Annotated in this window: 14 protein-coding genes and 1 pseudogene; 9 read left to right on the top strand and 6 right to left on the bottom strand. The window is 37.0% G+C overall.

Annotated elements, in window-relative coordinates; all coding sequences use genetic code 11:
- Positions 1-155 precede the first annotated feature (155 nt).
- The 5 genes and pseudogenes from ACN5L8_RS03315 (at position 156) to ACN5L8_RS03295 (ending at position 7,962) form a co-directional block, all read left to right on the top strand.
- Entirely contained in the window at positions 156-1,172 is a 1,017-nt protein-coding gene (locus ACN5L8_RS03315) for a C1 family peptidase (RefSeq protein ID WP_133296978.1), read from the top strand.
- Between the two features lie 400 nt (positions 1,173-1,572).
- A pseudogene (locus ACN5L8_RS03310) lies at positions 1,573-3,018 on the top strand (FumA C-terminus/TtdB family hydratase beta subunit); the annotation flags it as partial.
- Between the two features lie 27 nt (positions 3,019-3,045).
- Positions 3,046-4,974, top strand: a complete 1,929-nt coding sequence (locus ACN5L8_RS03305; protein ID WP_199506664.1) for an acetoacetate--CoA ligase — start codon at positions 3,046-3,048, stop codon at positions 4,972-4,974.
- A gap of 107 nt (positions 4,975-5,081) precedes the next feature.
- Positions 5,082-5,783, top strand: a complete 702-nt coding sequence (locus ACN5L8_RS03300) for a hypothetical protein (protein ID WP_115363378.1) — start codon at positions 5,082-5,084, stop codon at positions 5,781-5,783.
- Between the two features lie 4 nt (positions 5,784-5,787).
- Positions 5,788-7,962: a hypothetical protein gene (locus ACN5L8_RS03295; protein ID WP_419172291.1), complete on the top strand. Its 2,175-nt coding sequence runs from the start codon at positions 5,788-5,790 to the stop codon at positions 7,960-7,962.
- Here the strand turns inward: ACN5L8_RS03295 and ACN5L8_RS03290 are convergent.
- The 3 genes from ACN5L8_RS03290 to ACN5L8_RS03280 form a co-directional block, all read right to left on the bottom strand.
- On the bottom strand, positions 7,957-8,553 hold the full coding sequence (locus tag ACN5L8_RS03290) for a hypothetical protein (protein ID WP_419172290.1): 597 nt from the start codon (positions 8,551-8,553) through the stop codon (positions 7,957-7,959). The two genes, ACN5L8_RS03295 and ACN5L8_RS03290, sit on opposite strands and share 6 nt — an antisense overlap.
- 102 nt (positions 8,554-8,655) lie before the next feature.
- Positions 8,656-9,783, bottom strand: a complete 1,128-nt coding sequence (locus tag ACN5L8_RS03285; protein WP_419172289.1) for a hypothetical protein — start codon at positions 9,781-9,783, stop codon at positions 8,656-8,658.
- Complete coding sequence (locus ACN5L8_RS03280) at positions 9,783-10,142, bottom strand: response regulator (RefSeq protein WP_115363369.1); 360 nt, start codon at positions 10,140-10,142, stop codon at positions 9,783-9,785. The genes ACN5L8_RS03285 and ACN5L8_RS03280 overlap by 1 nt, the downstream gene beginning before the upstream one ends.
- 205 nt (positions 10,143-10,347) lie before the next feature.
- On the opposite strand from ACN5L8_RS03280, the gene ACN5L8_RS03275 reads away from it, so the two are divergent.
- The 3 genes from ACN5L8_RS03275 to ACN5L8_RS03265 are packed head-to-tail and all read left to right on the top strand — an operon-like array spanning position 10,348 to position 15,769.
- The gene (locus ACN5L8_RS03275) at positions 10,348-14,457 is read left to right on the top strand and encodes a proline dehydrogenase family protein (protein WP_115363367.1); all 4,110 of its coding nucleotides are present in this window, start codon (positions 10,348-10,350) and stop codon (positions 14,455-14,457) included.
- Positions 14,457-15,272 carry a pyrroline-5-carboxylate reductase family protein gene (locus ACN5L8_RS03270; RefSeq protein ID WP_419172288.1) on the top strand — a complete coding sequence of 272 codons (816 nt, stop codon included), beginning with the start codon at positions 14,457-14,459 and terminating at the stop codon, positions 15,270-15,272. Before ACN5L8_RS03275 ends, ACN5L8_RS03270 begins: the two co-directional genes overlap by 1 nt.
- Positions 15,272-15,769 (top strand): DUF4442 domain-containing protein, encoded by a 498-nt coding sequence (locus ACN5L8_RS03265; protein ID WP_419172287.1) that lies wholly within the window; start codon positions 15,272-15,274, stop codon positions 15,767-15,769. Before ACN5L8_RS03270 ends, ACN5L8_RS03265 begins: the two co-directional genes overlap by 1 nt.
- A 1-nt stretch (position 15,770) precedes the next feature.
- Here ACN5L8_RS03265 and ACN5L8_RS03260 read toward each other — a convergent pair whose 3' ends face one another.
- The 3 genes from ACN5L8_RS03260 to ACN5L8_RS03250 form a co-directional block, all read right to left on the bottom strand.
- On the bottom strand, positions 15,771-16,538 hold the full coding sequence (locus ACN5L8_RS03260; protein ID WP_115363361.1) for a Nif3-like dinuclear metal center hexameric protein: 768 nt from the start codon (positions 16,536-16,538) through the stop codon (positions 15,771-15,773).
- 21 nt (positions 16,539-16,559) lie between these two features.
- On the bottom strand, positions 16,560-17,783 hold the full coding sequence (locus tag ACN5L8_RS03255) for a tetratricopeptide repeat protein (RefSeq protein ID WP_419172286.1): 1,224 nt from the start codon (positions 17,781-17,783) through the stop codon (positions 16,560-16,562).
- A gap of 211 nt (positions 17,784-17,994) precedes the next feature.
- A complete protein-coding gene (locus ACN5L8_RS03250) occupies positions 17,995-20,229 on the bottom strand; it encodes a hypothetical protein (RefSeq protein WP_419172285.1) in 2,235 nt (744 codons plus the stop codon).
- Between the two features lie 228 nt (positions 20,230-20,457).
- On the opposite strand from ACN5L8_RS03250, the gene ACN5L8_RS03245 reads away from it, so the two are divergent.
- Positions 20,458-20,913 (top strand): acyl-CoA thioesterase, encoded by a 456-nt coding sequence (locus tag ACN5L8_RS03245; protein WP_115363357.1) that lies wholly within the window; start codon positions 20,458-20,460, stop codon positions 20,911-20,913.
- The last annotated feature ends 30 nt before the right edge of the window (positions 20,914-20,943 follow it).

Below are 20,943 nucleotides of genomic sequence, written 5' to 3'. Positions count from 1 at the left end.
ATTAGGCAATCTATTTTGGCCACAAGTGAGAGAATATTTATGCACTGCTTGTTTATAAATTTATAAGTATTTAAAGTCGCAATGCATCTTGCTAAAACCGAGTTAAATGGTCAAAATTTCAAGTTATGAACACAACACTTATAAAAATTATTTTATTGAATTTGGTAATTCTCTTTAGCTCAGTCCATGCCGATGAGCTTCCATCTAAGAGTGATATTCACGGCCTCATTGGTTTACAAACTGCTGTAAAGTCTCAAGGCTCTCGAGGCACTTGTACAATGTTTACGGCCATTGGAATGGTGGAGCACTTGTTGATACGTAAACAAGGATTTTTACCCGTTGAGTTAGATCTGTCCGAGCAATGGATGGAGTATATTATTATGAAAGATAAGCTCACTGAAGGCTCTTCAACTTCGAAGAATATGAGGGCCATCTTAGATATGGGTGTTGTTTATGAAAAGACCTGGCCTTACTCACGTAAAAAATGGCCATCTCTTGATGAAGACTTCCCACAAATTAATATTGCAAAGAAAACCTGCGGGCACCTTGTTGTTCTTCCTAAGTATTTAAAGTCTTGCTTACTTGGTCAAAGAGATCCAAGACTTTTTACAATGTCTGATTATGATATTGCACAAATTGACCCTGACTTTATTCCAATTAGAAAGGAATCAATTTATCTAAGAGATACTTTAGTAAGTAACTTATTTAAGAGAAAAAAATCATATAAATCAAGAGACCTCAATAAAATTAAGCAATGGTTAAATGACGGGAAGTCCGTTATTATGGGTACTAAATTATATTACGGTTCTTGGAATTCTAAGAAGACAATTACTCACGAAATTCAAGAGCGTGATAAGTCTAAATGGTATGCAGGTATTGTTGGATATCCTGAGATTGGGACTCGAGATCGTCGAATTTCTTCTGTCAAAGGAGGAGGCCATTCTATGATCCTTGTTGGTTACGATGATGATGTTATTGTAGAGACAAAGATGCAAATGGAAGATGGTTCTTGGAAAGAGTTTGAATATAAGGGAGTTTATTATTTTAAAAACTCTTGGGGCGTAAAAGGTTTTGGGAAAAAATTTAAACTCGATGGAGTAAGCTATCCAGGATACGGAATGATTACTCAAAAGTATGCACATGAATTTGGAAGATTTTTCTATATCGATTAAATAATTTAAGGAGTTGGCCATGGCCGTAAAGAAGAAAGTAGCTAAGAAAAAAGTAGCTAAGAAAAAAGTAGCTAAGAAAAAAGTAGCTAAGAAAAAAGCAACTAAGAAAAAAGTAGCTAAGAAAAAAGTAGCTAAGAAAAAAGTAGCGAAGAAAAAAGTAGCTAAGAAAAAAGTAGCGAAGAAAAAAGCAACTAAGAAAAAAGTAGCGAAGAAAAAAGCAACTAAGAAAAAAGTCGCTAAGAAAGCAACTAAGAAAAAAGTAGCGAAGAAAAAAGTCGCTAAGAAGAAAGTAGCGAAGAAAGCAACTAAGAAGAAAGTAGCAAAGAAAGCAACTAAGAAGAAAGTCGCGAAGAAAGCAGCTAAGAAGAAAGTAGTAAAACTACCAAATAAGAATACGGCCCTTTTTGATTCTCTACTTGAGCTAATTCGTGTTACTTCTACAGTCCTGCCAGACGACGTACAGAAAGTTGTTCTTGAGGCCCTTCATAGAGAAGAAAAGAACACAACTGCTGAGTATGCAATGAATATTATTCAAGCAAATATTAAAATGGCAAAGATGAAGTCTCAGCCTCTATGTCAGGATACTGGAACAATTGTTTTTAAAGTTTCTCATCCTAAAGACTTTGATCAAGCAGCTTTTCGTAAAATCTGCGAGAAGGCCGTTTTAAAAGCAACTGAAATTGGATACCTAAGACAGAATTCCGTTAATTCTCTTACTGGAAAGAATGACTGTATGAATGTCGGTGGTGGCCATCCTGTCATTAAGTTTGAACAACATAAGTCAAAATCACTAAATGTAAAACTAATGCTTAAGGGTGGAGGATGTGAAAACGTCGGTGCACAATATTCACTTCCTAATACAGAGCTAAATGCTGGACGTGATCTTGATGGTGTAAGAAAAGCGATTCTCGATTGTGTACAAAAGGCACAAGGAAAGGGATGTGGACCAGGTGTTCTAGGTGTTTGTATTGGTGGTGATCGTGGAACAGGTCATGTCGCTGCTAAAGATCAATTCTTAAGAAAGCTTGATGATACAAATGAAAACCCAGAGCTTGCTGCTCTTGAGAAAGATATCGTTGAAACAGCAAATAAATTAGGTATTGGACCAATGGGATTTGGTGGAAAGACAACTCTTCTTGGATGTAAGGTAACAGATCTAAACCGTCTACCAGCATCATTCTTTGTTTCAGTTTCATATATGTGCTGGGCATTTAGAAGACAAGGTGTTGCTCTCAAATCAAATAACGAAATTAAGAACTGGTTATACTAAGAGGTCGAAATGAAAAGACTAGATTATCCTTTTACAAAAGAACAAATAAGAGAACTTAAAGTTGGTGACATGGTTCTTATTTCAGGAAAAATGTTTACTGGCCGTGATGCTGTACATAAGCGCTTACATGAGGGCACAGAACCTCCTGTTGATTTAAATAATCAAATTATTTATCACTGCGGTCCAGTCGTTCTTGAAAAAGATAATGGTACATATGAGGTAAAAGCAGCAGGGCCTACGACTTCAATTCGTGAAGAACCATATCAATGGGAAGTTATGAGAGATCATGGAATCCTAGGAGTTATCGGTAAAGGTGGAATGGGTCAAAAGACACTTGATGGTTGTAGAGAATATGGCTGTGTATATTTCCACGGTATTGGTGGTGCAGCTCAGGTTCTAGCTGAAAAGATTAAATCAGTGGATAATGTTTATTGGCGTGATCTTGGTTCACCAGAAGCTATCTGGGAATTAACTGTTGAGGAGTTTCCTGTTGTCGTAACAATGGATGCTCATGGAAACTCTCTCCATGAAAAAGTAGAAGCTGATAGCGCTCAAGCATTAAAAGGACTGCTTTAAATATAATCGAGTACTGAGGAAGAAGAAGTGAGTAATATTTTATACACGCCAAGCAACGTAAGAATTCAGTCATCAAATATGATGGAGTTCATTAAGTATATTAATAAGTCTCAAGGCCTTGATTGCCAGTCTTATCATTCTCTCCATAAGTACTCGGTTGATAATCCAAATAGTTTTTGGAAAGAACTCGTAAAATTCTATGATGTTGATTTTAGCGGAGAGTTAGAGCCTGTATGTACTGATCTAAGTTTTGATACTTATGGTTGGTTTCCAAATATGAAGCTTAACTTCGCAAAGAATATGCTCAAGAAAGGCCGTGATGTAAATATTGCTCTAAGCAGTGTTCGAGAATCTGGTAAAACAATTAAAACGACATTTGAGCAATTGCGAAAAGATGTTTCAGGATTACAAAAAGTCATAAAAGATCATATTTCTAAAGGCGATGTTCTTGCTTGTTATATGCCAAATATCACTGAAACTGCGACATCAATGTTAGCGACAACAGCTCTTGGTGGAGTATTTACTTCGACTTCAAGTGACTTTGGTATCGAAGGTGTTATTGATCGTTTTGGCCAATCAAAACCGAAGGTCCTTGTTACTGTTAACGGATACGAATATGGTGGAAAATACTTTGATCTAACAGATAAGATAAATGCTGTTGTTTCAAAGATTGATAGTATTGAAAAAGTTATTGTCGTTGATTTCAAGGGCGAGGGGATGGATGTTTCATCAATTCATAAGGCCGTCTCTTGGAGTGATATTGTAAAGCCAAGTGAAGATGAAATCGAATTTATAGAGTGTGATTTTAAAGATCCTCTTTATATCATGTATTCATCGGGGACAACTGGAAAGCCGAAGTGTATTGTTCACTCAATTGGAGGAACATTACTTAACCATATTAAAGAATTAGGCTTACATACAAATCTAAAAGAAGATTCGACAATAATGTATTTCACTACTTGTGGTTGGATGATGTGGAATTGGTTGATCTCTTCACTTTATTTTGGAGCAACTACAGTTCTTTATGAAGGATCACCTGCATATCCAACTTTCGGTGACTTTATTTCCTTAATTGAAAAAGAACAAATTAATATATTTGGAACGAGTCCTAAGTTTTTAAAGGCCCTTGAAGATTCAGGTATCGATCTTTCTAAATATGACTTTTCATCTTTAGAAACAATGCTTTCAACAGGTGCACCGCTACTACCTGAGCAATTTGACTATGTTTATAATAAATTTAAAAAAGATATCCAGCTTTCAAGTATATCTGGTGGAACAGATATTATTGGTTGCTTCTTCTTAGGAAATCCTATTCTTCCAGTTCATCGAGGAGAGTTACAATGTGCAGGCCTTGGAATGGATGTCACTTGTTTTGATTCTCGTGGAAAAGAGGTAAAAGGTGAGGAAGGGGAACTCGTTTGTCTTCAAAGCTTTCCATCTCGACCAATTTATTTCTTAAATGATGATAACGGCGAAAGAATCCATAAAGCCTATTTTGCAGAGTTTAAAGGCGTTTGGCATCATGGTGACTTTATTAAAATCACTGAAACAGGTGGTGCACAAGTTTTAGGGCGATCTGATGCTACTCTTAATCCTGGTGGTGTTAGAATTGGTACCGCAGAAATTTATCGCCAAACTGAAACAATTGACTTCATCGAAGATTCAGTTTGTGTCGGAAAGAATATTGATGGGGATGTCGAAGTATGGCTCTTTGTTGTCACAAAAGATGGCCATGAACTTTCAAAAGAAGATATCAAACTAATTCGCTCGCGTATTCGTGAGAACACAACACCAAGGCATATGCCTAAGAAGGTGATTGCAGTGAAGGGCATCCCATACACACGCTCAGGTAAAAAAATGGAAATGGCCGTAAGTCGTTTAATAAACGGACGCAAGCTCGATAATGTTCAAGCGGTATCAAATCCAGAAAGTCTAGATTATTTTAAAAGCCTCTAAAGACCGACAGATACAGTCGGCCTGGCCGATCTAAGCTAAATTAAAAAATTATAAGTAATCCCTAAAGTCAGTAACTTAGAAGCCGATTAGCTGACAAAGGATTACTTATGAATAAATTCATTTTACCATTTTTAACATTTCTTTTTGCCTTTCATAGCAGTGCTTTTGTGGGCGTAAGAGCAATTCAAGGTGCAGATGTTGACTGTCTAACTGAGTCAGTTCCACCTATTCTCGATCGTAAAAATGAACTTAACTTTAGAATGATTGCTGATGTAAAATCATATGGCACAAATACATCTTATCCAAATTATCCGGATAATATTGCTGATATTATGTATCCAAGTCGTAGGGCAGTCTGTGATGCTTATCGTACGCCAAATAAGCTTTTACCTTCATATAAAAAAATTATGCAACATATAGATGAAACATACAAAGAAGGAAATCATAGAGACTTCTTTTTTAAATATATGTTGTCTATGGATTGCTGGGCATTTAGTAAAAACTTTTTTGATCATGTAAGTAGTGGTGGTGATTACTCATACTATCTAGGTTCTATGATGAAGTCTACATATGGGGGCGTTGATCCTAATGCATATATTCGAATTACTAGAGAAGGTAAGTCATTTGAAGGACCCATGTTCTATGTCTTTGAACATCTAGAAAAAAATTATAAAAATTCAAAAAATGCGAAAGAGTACTCAGCTGTAATGAGAAGATTAAGGTCTGGTGAACGATTTAACTTAGTCCCAGTGAAGTCTATAAGAGAGATTAAAAGGTCTGAACCAAATATGCCAATAAACCTTAATTAAGGATATGATGAAGATATTAATTACGTTCCTAATGATTTTAGTATCACAATTAGCAACAGCTGAATGTCGCCAAGGGATTGTTTCGATTTTCACAGGTGGAGATAGCTTTGCTGATATTGCGGAACGTATGGGAACTGGTTTTCATTCTAAGGTTGGTAAGACTTGTGTTGAGAGTATCGGCTCTGATGTAAATATAGACTCTTACTGTGAATGTGTCTCTGCAAATGATAAAGCAGACTATAGTCAAAGTCGTAAGATTTTTCGTCAAAGAAATGGAAAGCACCTCAAGGGGAGTATTTTCATGATGGCAAGAAATTTAGTTAAGGCCGTTGATCAGGATTTAGAATTAAATTGTAAGCTCCATAAGACTCTTAATTCACATTGTAGTGAACAAATGATTAATGAGATGTTTCCTGAATATGTAGGAAAAGACTTTGCAAATGAATTAGGTATTGATTTTCATGAAATTTTTAGTTCAAGTGTTGATAATACAAATAATACTATAAGCAAGTTTAGAACAAATTCTTGTCAGTCTCTAATTAAGAATGATGTTGAAAGTTTGAGTATGGAGCAGTCTGACTTAGATAACTTCTGTGTTGATTTTAATCAGAAGGTTAAGAGCTTTTGCTCAGGTGAATCGATAACTTCTACAGAAAAAGACGATTTTGAATTTGAACTACCATTTTTAGAAAATGTAGATAGTTATAACTACTATTGTAAGATAAAAGATCGACCTAAGAGACAAGACTTATCATTAAATATATTTAGCACTCTTTCAGCCGCCTATAAGAATAATAACGAGGAAGCTAATCCTAGGTGTGAAAAGATATGTAAAGATAAAGCACCTTATTCAATTCATGGCTGTAATGTTGATAAGGAAAAAGCCTTAAGTGAATTTGTAAAGGAAGGATGTACTTCAAAAGAAAATCAAAATTTACCAAATTGTTTATTTTTAAAAGAGGCAATTGGAAACCAACTAATCAAAGATATTAAATCAGGGTCTATGAGTGAAGAAGATATCTCTTATTTAGAAGAGTATCTACATAAAGATGATTTTGATGATATTAAGTCTATGGTTGGACATGCAAAGAATGAGACGGCATCACTTAATAAAGGTTCTCTTGTTTCTCAATTCTTTGAGAGTAAAGATGGGGAGTCTTTTGATATTGGTGGGACAGATAACGAAAATATCGCACAGGAAGTTGTTGACAATAAAGGTAACTCAGTTGCCCAAGTAAGTTCTAAAATTAATTCTTCAAATGATTCTAATATTAATAATGTTGTTACGAATGCCCCTGCTCAGCAAATAGCACAACAGGGTCCAGTTCAACAAAGCAACTTAAACACAAATAATAGCGGAAGATTAACGATGGGATCACGCGGACGTGGTCGCAGAAAAGTTTCAGCTAGAACTAAGCAGATGGTTGAGACGATTAAGACATTACGTGAAGCAGGTAGCTCTTTAAAAGATGCGATTGCAGCGCAAGATCGTCGTATGAAGAAAGAGCGAGAGGAGCTTGCAAGAGCTAATCGTGAAAAGTATCAGCGCTATGATGCTGAGACTTTAGAGCCAATTAGAAGATCTCCTTCAAGTGATGATCGTAGAAGAAGTAATGATAGACAAATTGCAAATGTGGGGAGCCCAACTTCTGGAAGTGGTGGCAGTAATGGGATGAGCTCTGGAGCTGGTGGTTCTGGTGGTACAGGAAGCTCAACTTTCTTGCCTCCTGAAAAGAAGGCCACTGTAGTTGATATTACAGGACGTTCTGCTCCAGAGTTAGATTTAAATAATTTACAAAGCTCAGGTGCAACATTACCAGCATCAATAACAAATCATCCTGATGCATCTGAAATTTCTAAGATGTTTAATGGACTTGAATATAAAAAAGATAGTGGGCGAGGGCCTGCAAGTAAGGATGATGAAATAAAGAAGATAAAAGTTGATTGGTCTGCAAAAAGTATCGATCTTGGATCTCTTCTTATTAATGCTAAGGATATTAAGCCAGGTGAAGAGTTTATTTTATACAAAGGCGATATGGACCAATATGTTCGCCTTGTTCCTTCATATACTTTCCGTAGAGGAAAGAAGGTCTTTATAGGTTATCGTATTGATAATCGTAGTAGCGAAAATGCCGATCTAGCATCTAGTATCTTTGCTAAGAAATTTCTTATTTTATAATTCTTCAGATGGTAGATCATCCGACGGAGGTAGATCATCATCAGAGTCTGTTGGAGGCACATCATTAACTGGTGCTTCTGTTAGACGCTTATAAATTACAATGAGGCGATCCTTTTGCGCATTAAAGAATAGCACAAGGTAGAATTCGTCTGATTGATCATCTCTAAGAGACTCTAGGTTTCCTGATTGTTTAAGAGAATCAGCTTTAGTTGAAGAATAGAAGTCTTCAATTTTCTTTGTGTCTTCATATGAAAAACGACTTGAACCAACGTGTTCTGTTGCAAGAGTGTCCATAATGACATTGATTTTTTCGTCTTTTAGTGAAAGTTGTAATCTTCCTTCTCCTTCAAAAGGCAGGGCCGCTTGAAGTTTCTCTTTTAATTCTTTTGTGAAGTCAGCGTATGAACATTTATTGGAAATGAATACTAGCTCATTTTCAGGCTTACTCTCAAGACCAATTAACTTATCTTGACTAAGCTCGAGGCAGACTTGGTTATCATCTTGCCCATTATCACCAATTGTAGTGTCATCTTGAGCTGGATTTGCAATGATTGCGTATGAAATAAATAATGTTAAAAGTGACTTGATCATAATTAACAGTTCCCTAATATTTATTGTTGTGCTTGATATTCCCACATTTGTGAACATCAGGCAAGGAAATGCTAGGAAATAAGAGGTTTTTACCTGGTCTAACTAGTTGATTTTCTTAGCGCCAGAGTATTTAAGTCGCACAGTGTCGCTCATCCACTTGCCGGCCACTTCTTCGGCCATGAAATCGTCACAATGTAGGGCAGGGTTTCCGCGAGCAAATTTCACTTTTCCACTGTAGAAATTGAGGCACGTTTCACCATAGAAATTTAGGTACTCTGGAAAGTTTTCTGCAAAGCGTTTGATGATGATTTTAGATTTTTCAGCGACTTTTCCATTTTTGCGCTCAAAAATCTCACCACTAAGAGGATATTGCTTTTTAAGATTATCAAATATTTTCATTCTCTTTTTATAGTTGGCTGAAAGCATCTCTATCTGGTTCCAGGCCATATTCATGATTGGCCCCGGTTTAGGTGAAGTTAAAAGATACGTCATGAGATATGTGTCTGAAGTAATATCATCAATCTTCTCAAATGCACGAAACGTTAGGTATATGATTTCACTTGTATAATCTGCTTTGTCTAAAAGAGCATGGATATCTTCTTTTGAGAAACCATTGAGGCAATCAGGATTAAAGATATCTTTGGACTTTTTTACAATTGTATCCTTGGTATCTTCTCTTCCAATTTCATCAACAAGGATTTTGACTAAAGCTTTCTGGCCTTGCTCTTCTTTACAGTAGTAAATTGAATCATTACTTTTTAAAGGAGCTTTAACTAGGTTGTCATAATTTGATTTAATCGAGTTATTAAGGTTTTTATAAATATCGAAATCAATATCTGGATATCTGGCCGAGTGTGAAATGTATCGTTCGAGATCCTTAATACAGTTATTGCACTTCTTAAAATAGAGTCTTGCAAATTTAGAATAGGCCAATGTGTAAAATGCGTAGGCTTTTAAATTTTTATTTTCTATATACTTAGTTAAAAGATTGAAGTTTTCACGAGTGACTTGATCTTTCTTTATAAATTCATCAGCTTGGGCCGTGGCCATCTCTCGTGTCATCTTCTTCCACTCAAAGTCTCTTTTGGATGGACGTACATCGAGGTGATGCTTCATATATTCATTATATGACTTCTCACTATAGAGGACACGTAAGTCCGCTAGTGTATATGTCAGTGCAAGCGCTTGCAATGACAGAAGTGATAGAATGAAGCAAAAGCTTTGGCGCATTAAAGAATTTCCTCAATTAAAGATAAAAGTTGTTCTTTCTTAAACGGTTTTCTCATAAAGTGAACTTTTTGAGAGATATCGTCGCTATCTAACTCTTCGTCACCAGAGATAATTATATACTCAAGTTTTCCCGCTTTTGGGCCACTTTCAAAACGTCTTACGACTTCAGGGCCATTGATGACGGGCATATTCTTGTCTGCAATAACGATTTTAAGGTCATCGCTAATATTATGAAAATATTGCTCTACGTCGTGTTCTCCGCTTAGGGCCTTCGTCTCATGACCACCTGCACTCAATGTCATGGCAAATAGGTCAGCAATATTCTCATCGTCATCAATAAAAACAATTTTTTCTTTCATAGTCTTATCTTCGCAAAGTTAGACTATTATCAAAAGTAATATTTAGTTATTTTTGTGCTCTGTGACACTACGTAAATATGTTTTTTTAATATCTACTTTGTTTTATTATACCCTTTGGAAGTTAAATGACAAAATAAATCGGCTATCTTGATTCTAAGAGAAAGGATCAAGTTGCCAAATTTTTATAATTTTTAAGGGAGTTAATGTGAAGCTACCTGTTATTAAACAGATCAATTTAGATGAGAATTTTAGACTCGATTTTTATGAGCATTTCTCATCACTTATTCTCGATGAAGAGAATAATCTAAAAGAAGAAGTAAAAAAAGAATTAGTCTTTTGGACTTCTTTTGATAGTTCATTCAAATTTCAAATTGCTCTAGAAGGAACACAATTCCTTTTAGGTGTTGATAATAAAGATAAGGTTCTAAGACTTTGTAATGTTAAGATGGCAAATGAGATTTTTCTTCTTGATAATTTCAACGGAGAAAAGAATAAAGCCTATAAAGCATTTAAGAATCATGTAACGAAGGTTATGAAGGTTAGAATTGGGGACTTCCCTGGTGTTAGTCGTATCATTACAAAACGTTATAACTTAGATACACACGCTCAAATTGATACTGAAGAAGTTTCAAAAATGACTGAGACGATTACTAAAAAGCTTTTAGTATATATCAATGGATATTCTCCTGTCTTTTTTGAAAAAATCTCTGACTTTGCTTTAGGTCTTACGGCCAATTATGCTCTTCTAAGAATTCACTTACTTAAGTTCTTGGCAATTCTTCCTTCTCTTGATCACGATGATGAAGGAACAGAAGTTAAGAGGACTTTAAAAGAAGCGTTAAGACGTCTTATTGTCGATTCTAAGAAAGCTGAAGAACTTGGCCTAAAAGGGGATAGACAACCTCTTCCTTCTCAATTAGTTCTTCTTTTCTACTTTACTTTATTAATTGTAAAAGTCTTTCCAGCAAAACCACTTGCTGCCATTGTTCGTTTTAAAGTTCGATTTATGGCAAGAAGATTTATTGCAGGTGAGACAATTGAAACGGCCCAAAAGAATTTCTCGACGATCTTTAAGTCTGGTCGTGATGTAACCCTGGATCAGTTAGGTGAGTTAGTTGTATCAGAAGAAGAAGCTGATAATTATATGAATGAAGTTCTAAAACTAGTTAATGGTTTTAGTATGCATATCTCTCCAGGTCGTAGAAATAAGGCCGGAATTCTTCGTGCCCACGTATCGATTAAAGTTTCAGCTCTTTGTTCTGACTTTAGGCCAGAAGCTTTTAATTATACATATAGTTTAGTTGCTCCAAGACTTATCAAGATCTTAAAAGCAGGGATGGAGCAACAGGTTTTTATCAATATCGATGCCGAACACTATCACTACCGCGATATAGTTTTTGAGGTTTATAAAAAGGCGCTTCTTGATACTCCTGAGTTAAAAGATTATGCAGATACTGGTATTGTTGTTCAAGCCTACCTTCGTGACTGCTACGAGCATCTACAAGACATTATTGATCTAGCAAAACAGCGTGGACATAATATGCCAATACGTCTTGTAAAAGGTGCTTATTGGGATGCTGAAACAGTTGAGGCCGAAGCTCATGCTCACAACGCTCCTGAATTTTTAAATAAAGAAGAAACAGATATTAACTTTAGACAAATGATCGATGAGACATTTAAGGCCTTTCCACATATTAAATTATGTCTTGCCTCTCACAACTTCTCTGATCACGCTTTTGCAAGTGCTCTTAGAGAGACTAAATATAGTGATATCGATGAAATCGAACACCAGTGTCTACATATGACATATGAGGCCTTGTCTACGGCCATGGCCAAGATGGGATGGGCAGTCAGAAATTATGTACCTATCGGTTCATTAATTGTTGGTATGGCATATCTCGTTCGTCGTATTATGGAGAACTCATCTCAAGTTGGTGTTCTTACAATTATGAGAAGTCATAAGAAGAATGCAAAACTTATGGCACCAAATGATATTTATGCTAAACATCATGAGGAAGGGCTTCTAAATCTTGACTCAACAATCACAAATATCTTTGGTGATTTTTCTAATTGTCCACCACTGAAAACTTATCTCGAAAAAGAATTGAAGTACTTTAGAAGAGACTTTGAAAAGTTTGAATTAGGTAAAGATTATGAAAGTGATTTCAAACTAAGTGGTGAAGTTGAAAATGTACTTTCTCCTTCAGATGGAAAATCTGTCGTAGGTAAAATTACTTTTGCTACACTTGATGATGCGCAAAAAGCGTTAGATACAGTTGATAAATCATTCTATGATGGAGAGTGGTCGAGTTACTCTTGGCAGAAACGTGCCAGTATTATGGCCCATGCTGCTGAGATTATGTATATGCGCAGAAATTACTATTCTGCACTTATTATGCATGAGTCTGGTAAGGCCATTAGTGAGGCACTTGCAGATGTCGATGAAGCAATTGATTTTTTAAATTATTATATTCGCCGTTTACAAGAAGTTGGCCCAAGTCGAGACATCGATGCTCGAGGTCCATTTGCTATTATCGCACCTTGGAATTTTCCAATGGCCATCCCATGTGGAATGACTGCATCAGCACTTCTAACAGGCTCAAGTGTTATCTTAAAGCCTGCAGAACAAACTCCACTGATTACATGTGAGCTAGTTAATCTATTCCATGAAGTAGGTGTTCCAAAAGATGCTCTTATTCATCTTCCTGGTGTTGGTGAGACTGTTGGACAAAAGCTTGTTGAAGATGAGCGTATTGCAGGTGTTATCTTTACTGGTTCAAAACCAGTAGGGGTTCATATCGCAAAAGTTTGTAGCCAACGTTTATATCATAATCGCGAAACGCAAAAGACTTATCCAGTTAAAGTCATCACTGAGATGGGTGGAAAGAATGCTGTAATTGTAACGAATAACGCTGAACTTGATGAAACAGTTGATGGAATTCTCTACTCAGCATTTGCTCACGCTGGACAAAAATGTTCGGCGGCATCACGAGTTCTTGTTGACCGTGAAGTTAAAGATAAACTCATTGCAAGGTTAAAACAGGCTGCACTTGATATTAATGTCGGGCCAGCAACAGACTTTGCAAGTTATATTAATCCACTTGTAAGCCAAGAAGAAAAAGATCGTTTAATCGCTCAAGTGAAACAAGCATGTGAAGAAGCTCATAAGTATGGTGGTAAAGTTCACGTAAATCGTAGTGAGGAAGATCTTCCAGGTTATTGCGTTGGACCAACTGTTATTGAACTTCCAAAGTCTCGCGCCTATGATCCTGAAAGCTTTGCATGTCGAGAGTTATTCGCACCAGTCGTACACATTCTTCCTTATGATGATCATGACGATGCATTAGAGTTATTCAATAGCGTTGAATACGGACTAACAGGTGGGATTTTCTCTCAATCTCAAGATGATATTGATTATCTTTCAAAAGAGATGCTTGTGGGGAGTAATTATATCAACCGTGGTATCACTGGTGCTCGAGTTGCGATTGAGCCATTTGGTGGATTTAAAATGTCTGGTACAGGTCCAAAGGCCGGTGGTGAAGACTACTTACGAAGCCTATTTGTAAGGCCAAGTGATGAAGATATTTCTGAGTCTTTCTATGAAGAGGGTGGAAACGATTCTCCTGTCATCTCTCGCTCTTCTCGATCAGATCACTTTATTAGACGTGAAAAGATTCTAGGTGCTATTGATGAAATCCTTGGGAATTTTGGTCCTCTCTTTCCTGGAACATTTGGTGGTCAAAGACATAATATAATTGAATTAAAAAAATGGTTTGAAGTAGAATACCTTGAGCTCTTAAATCATGGCCGAAATAACCGCTATATTCCTGGTCAGATTAACTATTCTGTATTTGATGCTAATAAAGACCGCGCACTTTATTTAAGTTTAAATAAAGATATTAATATGCAGACATTCTTTGCTGTTCTAATGTCTTTAGCGGCAGGAACAGGTGTGACAGTTCTTTGCTCTAATAAAGCATCTTATCAATGGTGGAACTTCCTTATTGATATTTTAAAGAAGAATCGTTTCTCTAAGAAGAATATTGATTGTTACTTTGTAAACAAAGATAAAATGCATGAGCTTCTAAAAGAGAACTTTGATGTTGTGATTTGTGATGGAGATGAGGAGAATATTAGAGAGTTCAATAAAATTCAAGGTGAGTATAATGGGCAATCTGTAATGACGACTTTTATCACTCCTCTTGAAGACTTTATCAATTGTTCTTACTTTGATCTCTTCCACCTTTTCTCATGTGAAAGAAGTTACGCTGTAAATATCATGAGGCATGGTGCACCGATGGAGTTAGATCAGTAATGGCCTATCGACATCTTATTTTAGGCGCAGGGAATATGGTCCGTGCGCTTTTACCTAACTTTATTTCAGTTGCTAAAGAAAGTGATGAGAGTGAGTTCTTTGTGTTTACTCCTTCTGGGACAAAGGCCAAGAAATTCGCCGAGGACTTTGATGTAAGCTGGATTGAAAGTTTAGAGGACTTAAGAAATCAACATATCGACTTCATTTGGTGTGGATTTAAGCCACAACAATTAATGGAAGTTGCAAAAGAGGTTGAATTCTTATCTCATCCATATCTTACAATTGTTTCTCTTCTTGCGGGTGTTGATAGTACATCACTTGCTTCTGCTCTTGGAAGTGAGGAGGTTATTAGAATAATGCCTAATACTCCTGCTCAAGTTGGTCTTGGTGTAAATGCCCTTTATAAGTCTAAAAGAGTTCATCAGGATAAATGGAAGTACTTCTGGGATGCCTTTAATACAAAAGGAATCAATACTGTCTTTGAGAAAGAAGATGATATCGATATAATCACTCCTTTTTCTGGTTCTGGTCCTGCATATTTTTTTGAAATAGCTCGTATTTTAATTTCTGATCTTGAAAGAAGAGGAATTGATAAGAAGCTTGCACACCAAATGATTGCCGGTACAATAGAAGGTGCTGGGAAAATGCTAGTACAAAATGACGATGCTCAAGAACTTCGTGAAAACGTTACATCAAAAAAAGGTGTTACATTTGAGGCCTTGGAATCTTTAAAAGAATCAAATTTAGAAAAAATATTTAATATTGCAATGGAGCGTGCTTATCAAAGAACGCTTGAATTAAAGGGAAATAAGTAATGAAGAAAGTTCTAGATAAGCTTCCCGAAGGCTTAAGAAATACTGCTTTTGTGCGTCTTTTTGGTCTTACAAAAGTTCCAATGATCTTTTGGTTAAGGCCGACTGTAATAGAATTAAGCGAAGAAGTTACTGCCATCAAGATTCCATTATCGAGAAGATCAAAGAACCATCTAAATAGTATGTACTTTGGTGCTCTTGCTTGTGGAGCTGATTTAGCAGGCGGATTTGCAGCAATGAAGAAAACGATGGATAAAGGAAAGAGAGTCTCTCTTGCTTTTAAAGATTTCCATGCGGAATTTCTAAAACGTGCTGAAGGGGATACTGTCTTTACTTGTAAGCAAGGTAAGGAAATCGACGAATTCGTTGATATGGTTCTAGCAAGTGACGAAAGACATAATCTTCCGCTTAAGATCACAGCAACTTGTCCTGATATTGATGATGGGCCAGTTGCTGAATTTACAATTACTCTCTCTCTTAAAAGAAAGTCTAAGAAATAAGCTAGGCTGGGTTGGGTGAGTCGATGAAGACGCACTCAATCCCGTACTTTTCTTCAATCAAATCTTTAAGCGCAAGGACACCAAATCTTTCTGTCGCATTATGCCCTCCTGCAAAGAAGTGGATTCCTTCTTCTCTGGATTCATGCCAGTCGTGCTCACTCATTTCTCCCGTAAGATAGGCATCTAGCCCTTCGCGAACACAGTAGCGCCAATCTGAGTTAGCTCCACCTGTGATGATTCCCATCGATGAAATCTTTTCATCATTTGGTTCACTATGAATGATATCGTGATTTAAAATATTTTTTAGGAGGTCTTTTAGCTCGCTTGGACTAAGTGGTCTTTCAAACCTTCCTTGAAGCCCTGTAGGCATTCCTTTGTGATCCCCGTATGGTGCTAAGTCCTTTAGACCAAGCCTCTTTGCTATTCCAGCAGCATTACCATCCTCAAGATGAGCATCAAGAGGTAAGTGGTAACCAAATAGGTTAATATCATTTTTAATAAGAGGTTTAACTCTTTTTGCAAAGCTTCCTGTAACGGTTCTTACTCCATGAAATTTCCAGAATAGTCCATGGTGAACAATCATTGCATTTGCTCCCATTTCTACTGCTTTTTCAATTGAGTCACGTTGTGCTGATACAGCAAATGCAATTTTTGAAATCTCAGAACTACCTTCAATTTGAAGGCCATTTGGTCCATAGTCTTGATAATCATAAATATTTAAATGATTATTTAAAAACTTTGCTAGCTCACGTGCTGAAACTTTTGCCATAAATGATATCCATACCTTTAATTATTGTGTTGGTTGGTTATCATTATCGCCTTGGTTATCAGAGAAATCAACTTTGAACTTTTGGAAGCCGCGCTTTGTCGTATTATCTTCTTCTTTTAGTACTGAAGCTCGAATTTTACTAACAGTGTGGCGAAGTTCTTGATTTTCAGGAACTAATTTAAGAGCAACTTCAAACTCTTCCATTGCTTTGTCGAAGTTATTAAGTTGCATATATGCGCGACCAGCATTGATGTACGGGTATTCGCGATTTGTATATTTAGGGGCCTTCTTAGCAAGTTCATACCATTTGATTGATTCATTGATATGACCTTCATTTAAAAGTAGGGTTCCTAGATCGTTGTATGGAGCACCATATTCAGGATCGATCTCAATGGCCTTTAAGCAAAGAGATTTTGCTTCTTCATTATTTCCCATTTGAGAGTTTACCCAGGCCATCAGTGTTAAGACTTCTGCCGTCTCTTTATGGCCACGTGCCTTTTCAAATAACTCTAGGGCGCCGGCCAAATCTTTCTTAGATACTAGAACGTGAGCTTGTGAAATATTTTGCTCATATTTCTCTTCTCTTTTTGCATTCATTCCAAGTATTGGCGCAGTCTTAGCATGTGCAAGATTTAAAATTTCTAATGTTTCAAGAAAGTAGAGTGGAGGATTAAGGCTGGCCTCATCTTCAAACTCATCTTCGTCAACTTCATCAACACGTCCACCTTCAATCAAAGTAAAAGGACCTTTCTTGATAACTGCATGTGGTTTGATGACTTCTTTCTTTTCTTTGATATCAATTGCCTTAAGTAGACCCATGCGAGGAGTGGCCACATCAAGTGATGACTTTTCAATAAGAACGAGGTGTAATTCTCTTGTGTACTTATAAACGAGATTAATTAATCTTGTGATTGCACCAACAACTTCTTCATCATTCTTTGGCCCAAGAGCAACAAAGCTTTCAATAAAGTTATTCATTATTCTAAGATTTTCTCTTCCTTGGCGGAAGTTATCTTGGTGAATAAGATTTAGTTCTCCAAAGTGACTTGGAATAATTAGTTCACATACTAATTTCTCATATTCAGCGCTAAATTCTTGAATAACTACTCTAGCTTTAGGCGTTAGGTGAGTGTCACTCAATTCACATACTGCGTGAAGGATTCTTTCTACGTAACTTCTTGCTTGTGTTAGTTCACTTAATAGGATCTCTTGAACACTTGTCATATCTTCCCTTGATTTTTTCATATCTCAGTCCTTGAAATATGCACTTTCGGCATCATTATGTCTACGTTGCGACGCATCGTGCTCGCTCATTTAGTTACTTTATACACATACACGTTACGTGCCAATTTTCTTCTTTTTAAGTATTTGATTTTATTAGGGTAGAATTAGAATGGGGCCAAATTATCTGGCCCCAGTGTTTAAACTTTTGATGTATTTGTTCGTACTTTAGCTTCTATTCAATTGATTTTGTTTCGTACTTTAAAAGGTTTCCTTTATTATTGGCCTTATCATAGGCAGATGAAATTCTTTGGAAGAGATTTCCTGACTTTGAACCAATGGCCGCCTTACCTTTAAAGTTAAGTGAACTTAGGTTACGGTTCTTATTTTTATCGAACATATTCTTAAATGGATTTGCATCATTCTTTGTGTTCTTTCTTCTACTTGCGATTCCACGTCCACCAACAAAACTTGGTCCACGTCCACCGATATAGCTTAGGCCTTTGGTTCCACCTGAAGCCGCTGTCGCTCCGGCTTGTTGTTCACCGCCACCGCCTGCTGAGGAGCCTCCGCCGCCTCCGCCGCCACCAGGGTTACTTCCACCACCACCGGCACCTTGTGCTAGGCCTCCACCTTCTGTAACAGTTGCACCAGAACCAAATCTTCCCTTAAGTCCTCCGCTTGGAGATGACTTCGTTACCGCTGTTGATGTATCTACATTAGCGGCAGTTGGGTCTGAAGTTGTTGAAGCTGCTGAACCAGTTGATTCTGTTGTATCTGTAGGCTGGTAAGCTTGATTTGTTCCAAAGCCTCCAACGTTATAGTCGCCAAAACTTGGGACATTTACAGCTGCACCAAATCCTGTCTGGCAATCTGGGTGAGTAGGGTTTGCTGTACAAAATTGCATATAAACATCTTCATTTTGATAAAAGTCTTCTGGTAGTTCAAGAGTGTTCATCCCTTCTATTTTTCCAATCGCTCCATCAATCATTCTCTTTTGTTTTCCAAGTTGAGAAACGGCCATGGTCTCTGCCGCTACTTCAACACCTGCTTCTGCTGCGATCTTATTCCCAGCTCTCTTTGCATTTCCATTTCTAAAGTAATTAAATCTTGATCCATCTAGTAGATTTCGACAAAGTACTTTTCCCTCGCCAATACCTGTCGTTAATTGACTTACATGTGTATCAAATTTTGAAATTGCACCATCTACTGGATTTTCACAAAATGCTGGATTATCTAAGAAGTCATCAACTGTTGGGATGGCCGCTGAGAAACCAGCGATGGCCGCTAGTCTTGCTGCTTGAATGGCACGTCTGTTTTCTGCCATATCTTGTTGAGTGGCAAGATTATCTTTTTGTGTTTTAAGCGCTTCCGTTGTCACATTTGAATTAGGGTCCATATTCATAAGCTTTTGCTGCTGCTCACTACGAAGTGATTGGGCCTCATATTGTTGGAATGTATTATTTGCAGCTGTTCCAATTTCCGCACTATTATGAGCTACGATAAGAGCTGAACACTCGTCATAATCAAGTGTTTCTAGTCCTGTTAGGTTACAAGTGATCTTGCCATCCATTGATGTTAATTTTTCAGGATTAATATATGGATCTTCTTGTTCTCGTCCTTCTTTAAAATTTTCACCAAAGACTGCTGCTAGTTGAGAACAAGCTGCAACTTTCTTTGCTGCTTTTGAAACTGTCACAGAAGGAATTTCCTGACCTCTTTTAGAGTCGCCATGAAGACGTACAGTGAAAATAGCTACGGCCTTATTATAGTCTAGCTCAGCACTTCCATTAGAGTAAGTCTGCGTTGAAATATCTTTCCAATCAGTTCCATTTGCTGCTTTTACAAAGACTGCCTGACACTCTCTTGCAGCACTTGAACCACGATAAGCGACATCATCACTTGAGATATTTGAAATAACTAAATCATCCCAAGCGCTATTTGCGCATTCTTTAAACTTATCAGGGGTTAATGTCTCCCCATTGGCTGTCGAGTAGCATGTATTCCAAACGGTCTTATTATCATCGCTCGCATCTGGAGCTTCTTCCATTGTTGGTCTTGCTGCTCTTGCTGCACTTTGTCCTGCCGTTCTTCCTGCTGCATCTATCCCTTGAGCATCAAATACATTTCTACAAGCTTCAGAAGCTTGAGCAGCATTTGCACCTGTACAAGTTACTTGAACTGTTGCTGTTCCTGGTGAGCCTTGGTCTTGTTGAACTAAACCTGCTGGATCAGCCAACTCTTCATCACGAGATTCTTCAGTGTAGAGCGATAGACCTTCGTTAGCACATAGTTCTCTCTTTCTTTCTTGAACACCTGCACTAGAGCGACTATTGAAGCTGCCTTCAAAAATATCTCCAGTCGTTGCATTTATGCACCTGTACTCAAATTTTTGAGTACCACCATTGGCGAATGAATAAACTGGTAATAGACACGCTATAATGAGAATTTTATTTAATTTGTTGTTCATAGTTATCTCGAAAGTTAAGTTATCCTTACTTAAATTATAAGTTCTAATCGGTTAATTATTGTTAAAAGTTGAGTATTTAAGCATGTTTTGGCCTCTTGAGGGGTGTTGCATTACTTAAGTACTTAAAAACCTGTTCATTTATAGTTGAGCAAGAGGTAAAATAGCCTTTGGCCACTTGCCAAGTTAAATGGCCAATTTTAAGATTTCAGTAAGTTAGAGGTGCTAAATATGAGTGAACAATTTGATGTAAATATTGAAAATTACGATGTGGAAGAATCTGTCTTTGATTTTATTGTGCAAGAGACTCATTTAGATTTTTTAGGGCATATGAATAATGCCACATATTTAGAAATTTATGAGCAGGCACGATGGGAGATGATCACTAAGAATAATTGGGGTGTTGGCCGTATCATGAAAGAAAAACGAGGCCCTGTTATTATTGAGATCAATATCAAATACAAGGCCGAGCTAACATTAAGACAGCCAATAAAGATTCATACGAAGATTATAGAAATAAAGAATCCAAAGGTCTTAACGATTCAGCAAGAAATGCGTGATCATGATGGCAAAGTCTATAATACGATTACTATGGATGTAGGGCTTTTTGATCTTAAGGCAAGAAAGCTTATCGCTGCTAATAGTGAATGGTTAGATGCGATTGGCTTAAAAAAGAAAAGTTTGTAAGTTTTACTCAAAACTCATGCTAGAAGCTCA

The organism is Halobacteriovorax sp., assembly GCF_048381875.1.
GTDB lineage: Bacteria > Bdellovibrionota > Bacteriovoracia > Bacteriovoracales > Bacteriovoracaceae > Halobacteriovorax_A > Halobacteriovorax_A vibrionivorans.
Note: the sequence above shows the minus strand (reverse complement) of the source record. Positions and strands in the feature narration are given on the sequence as shown.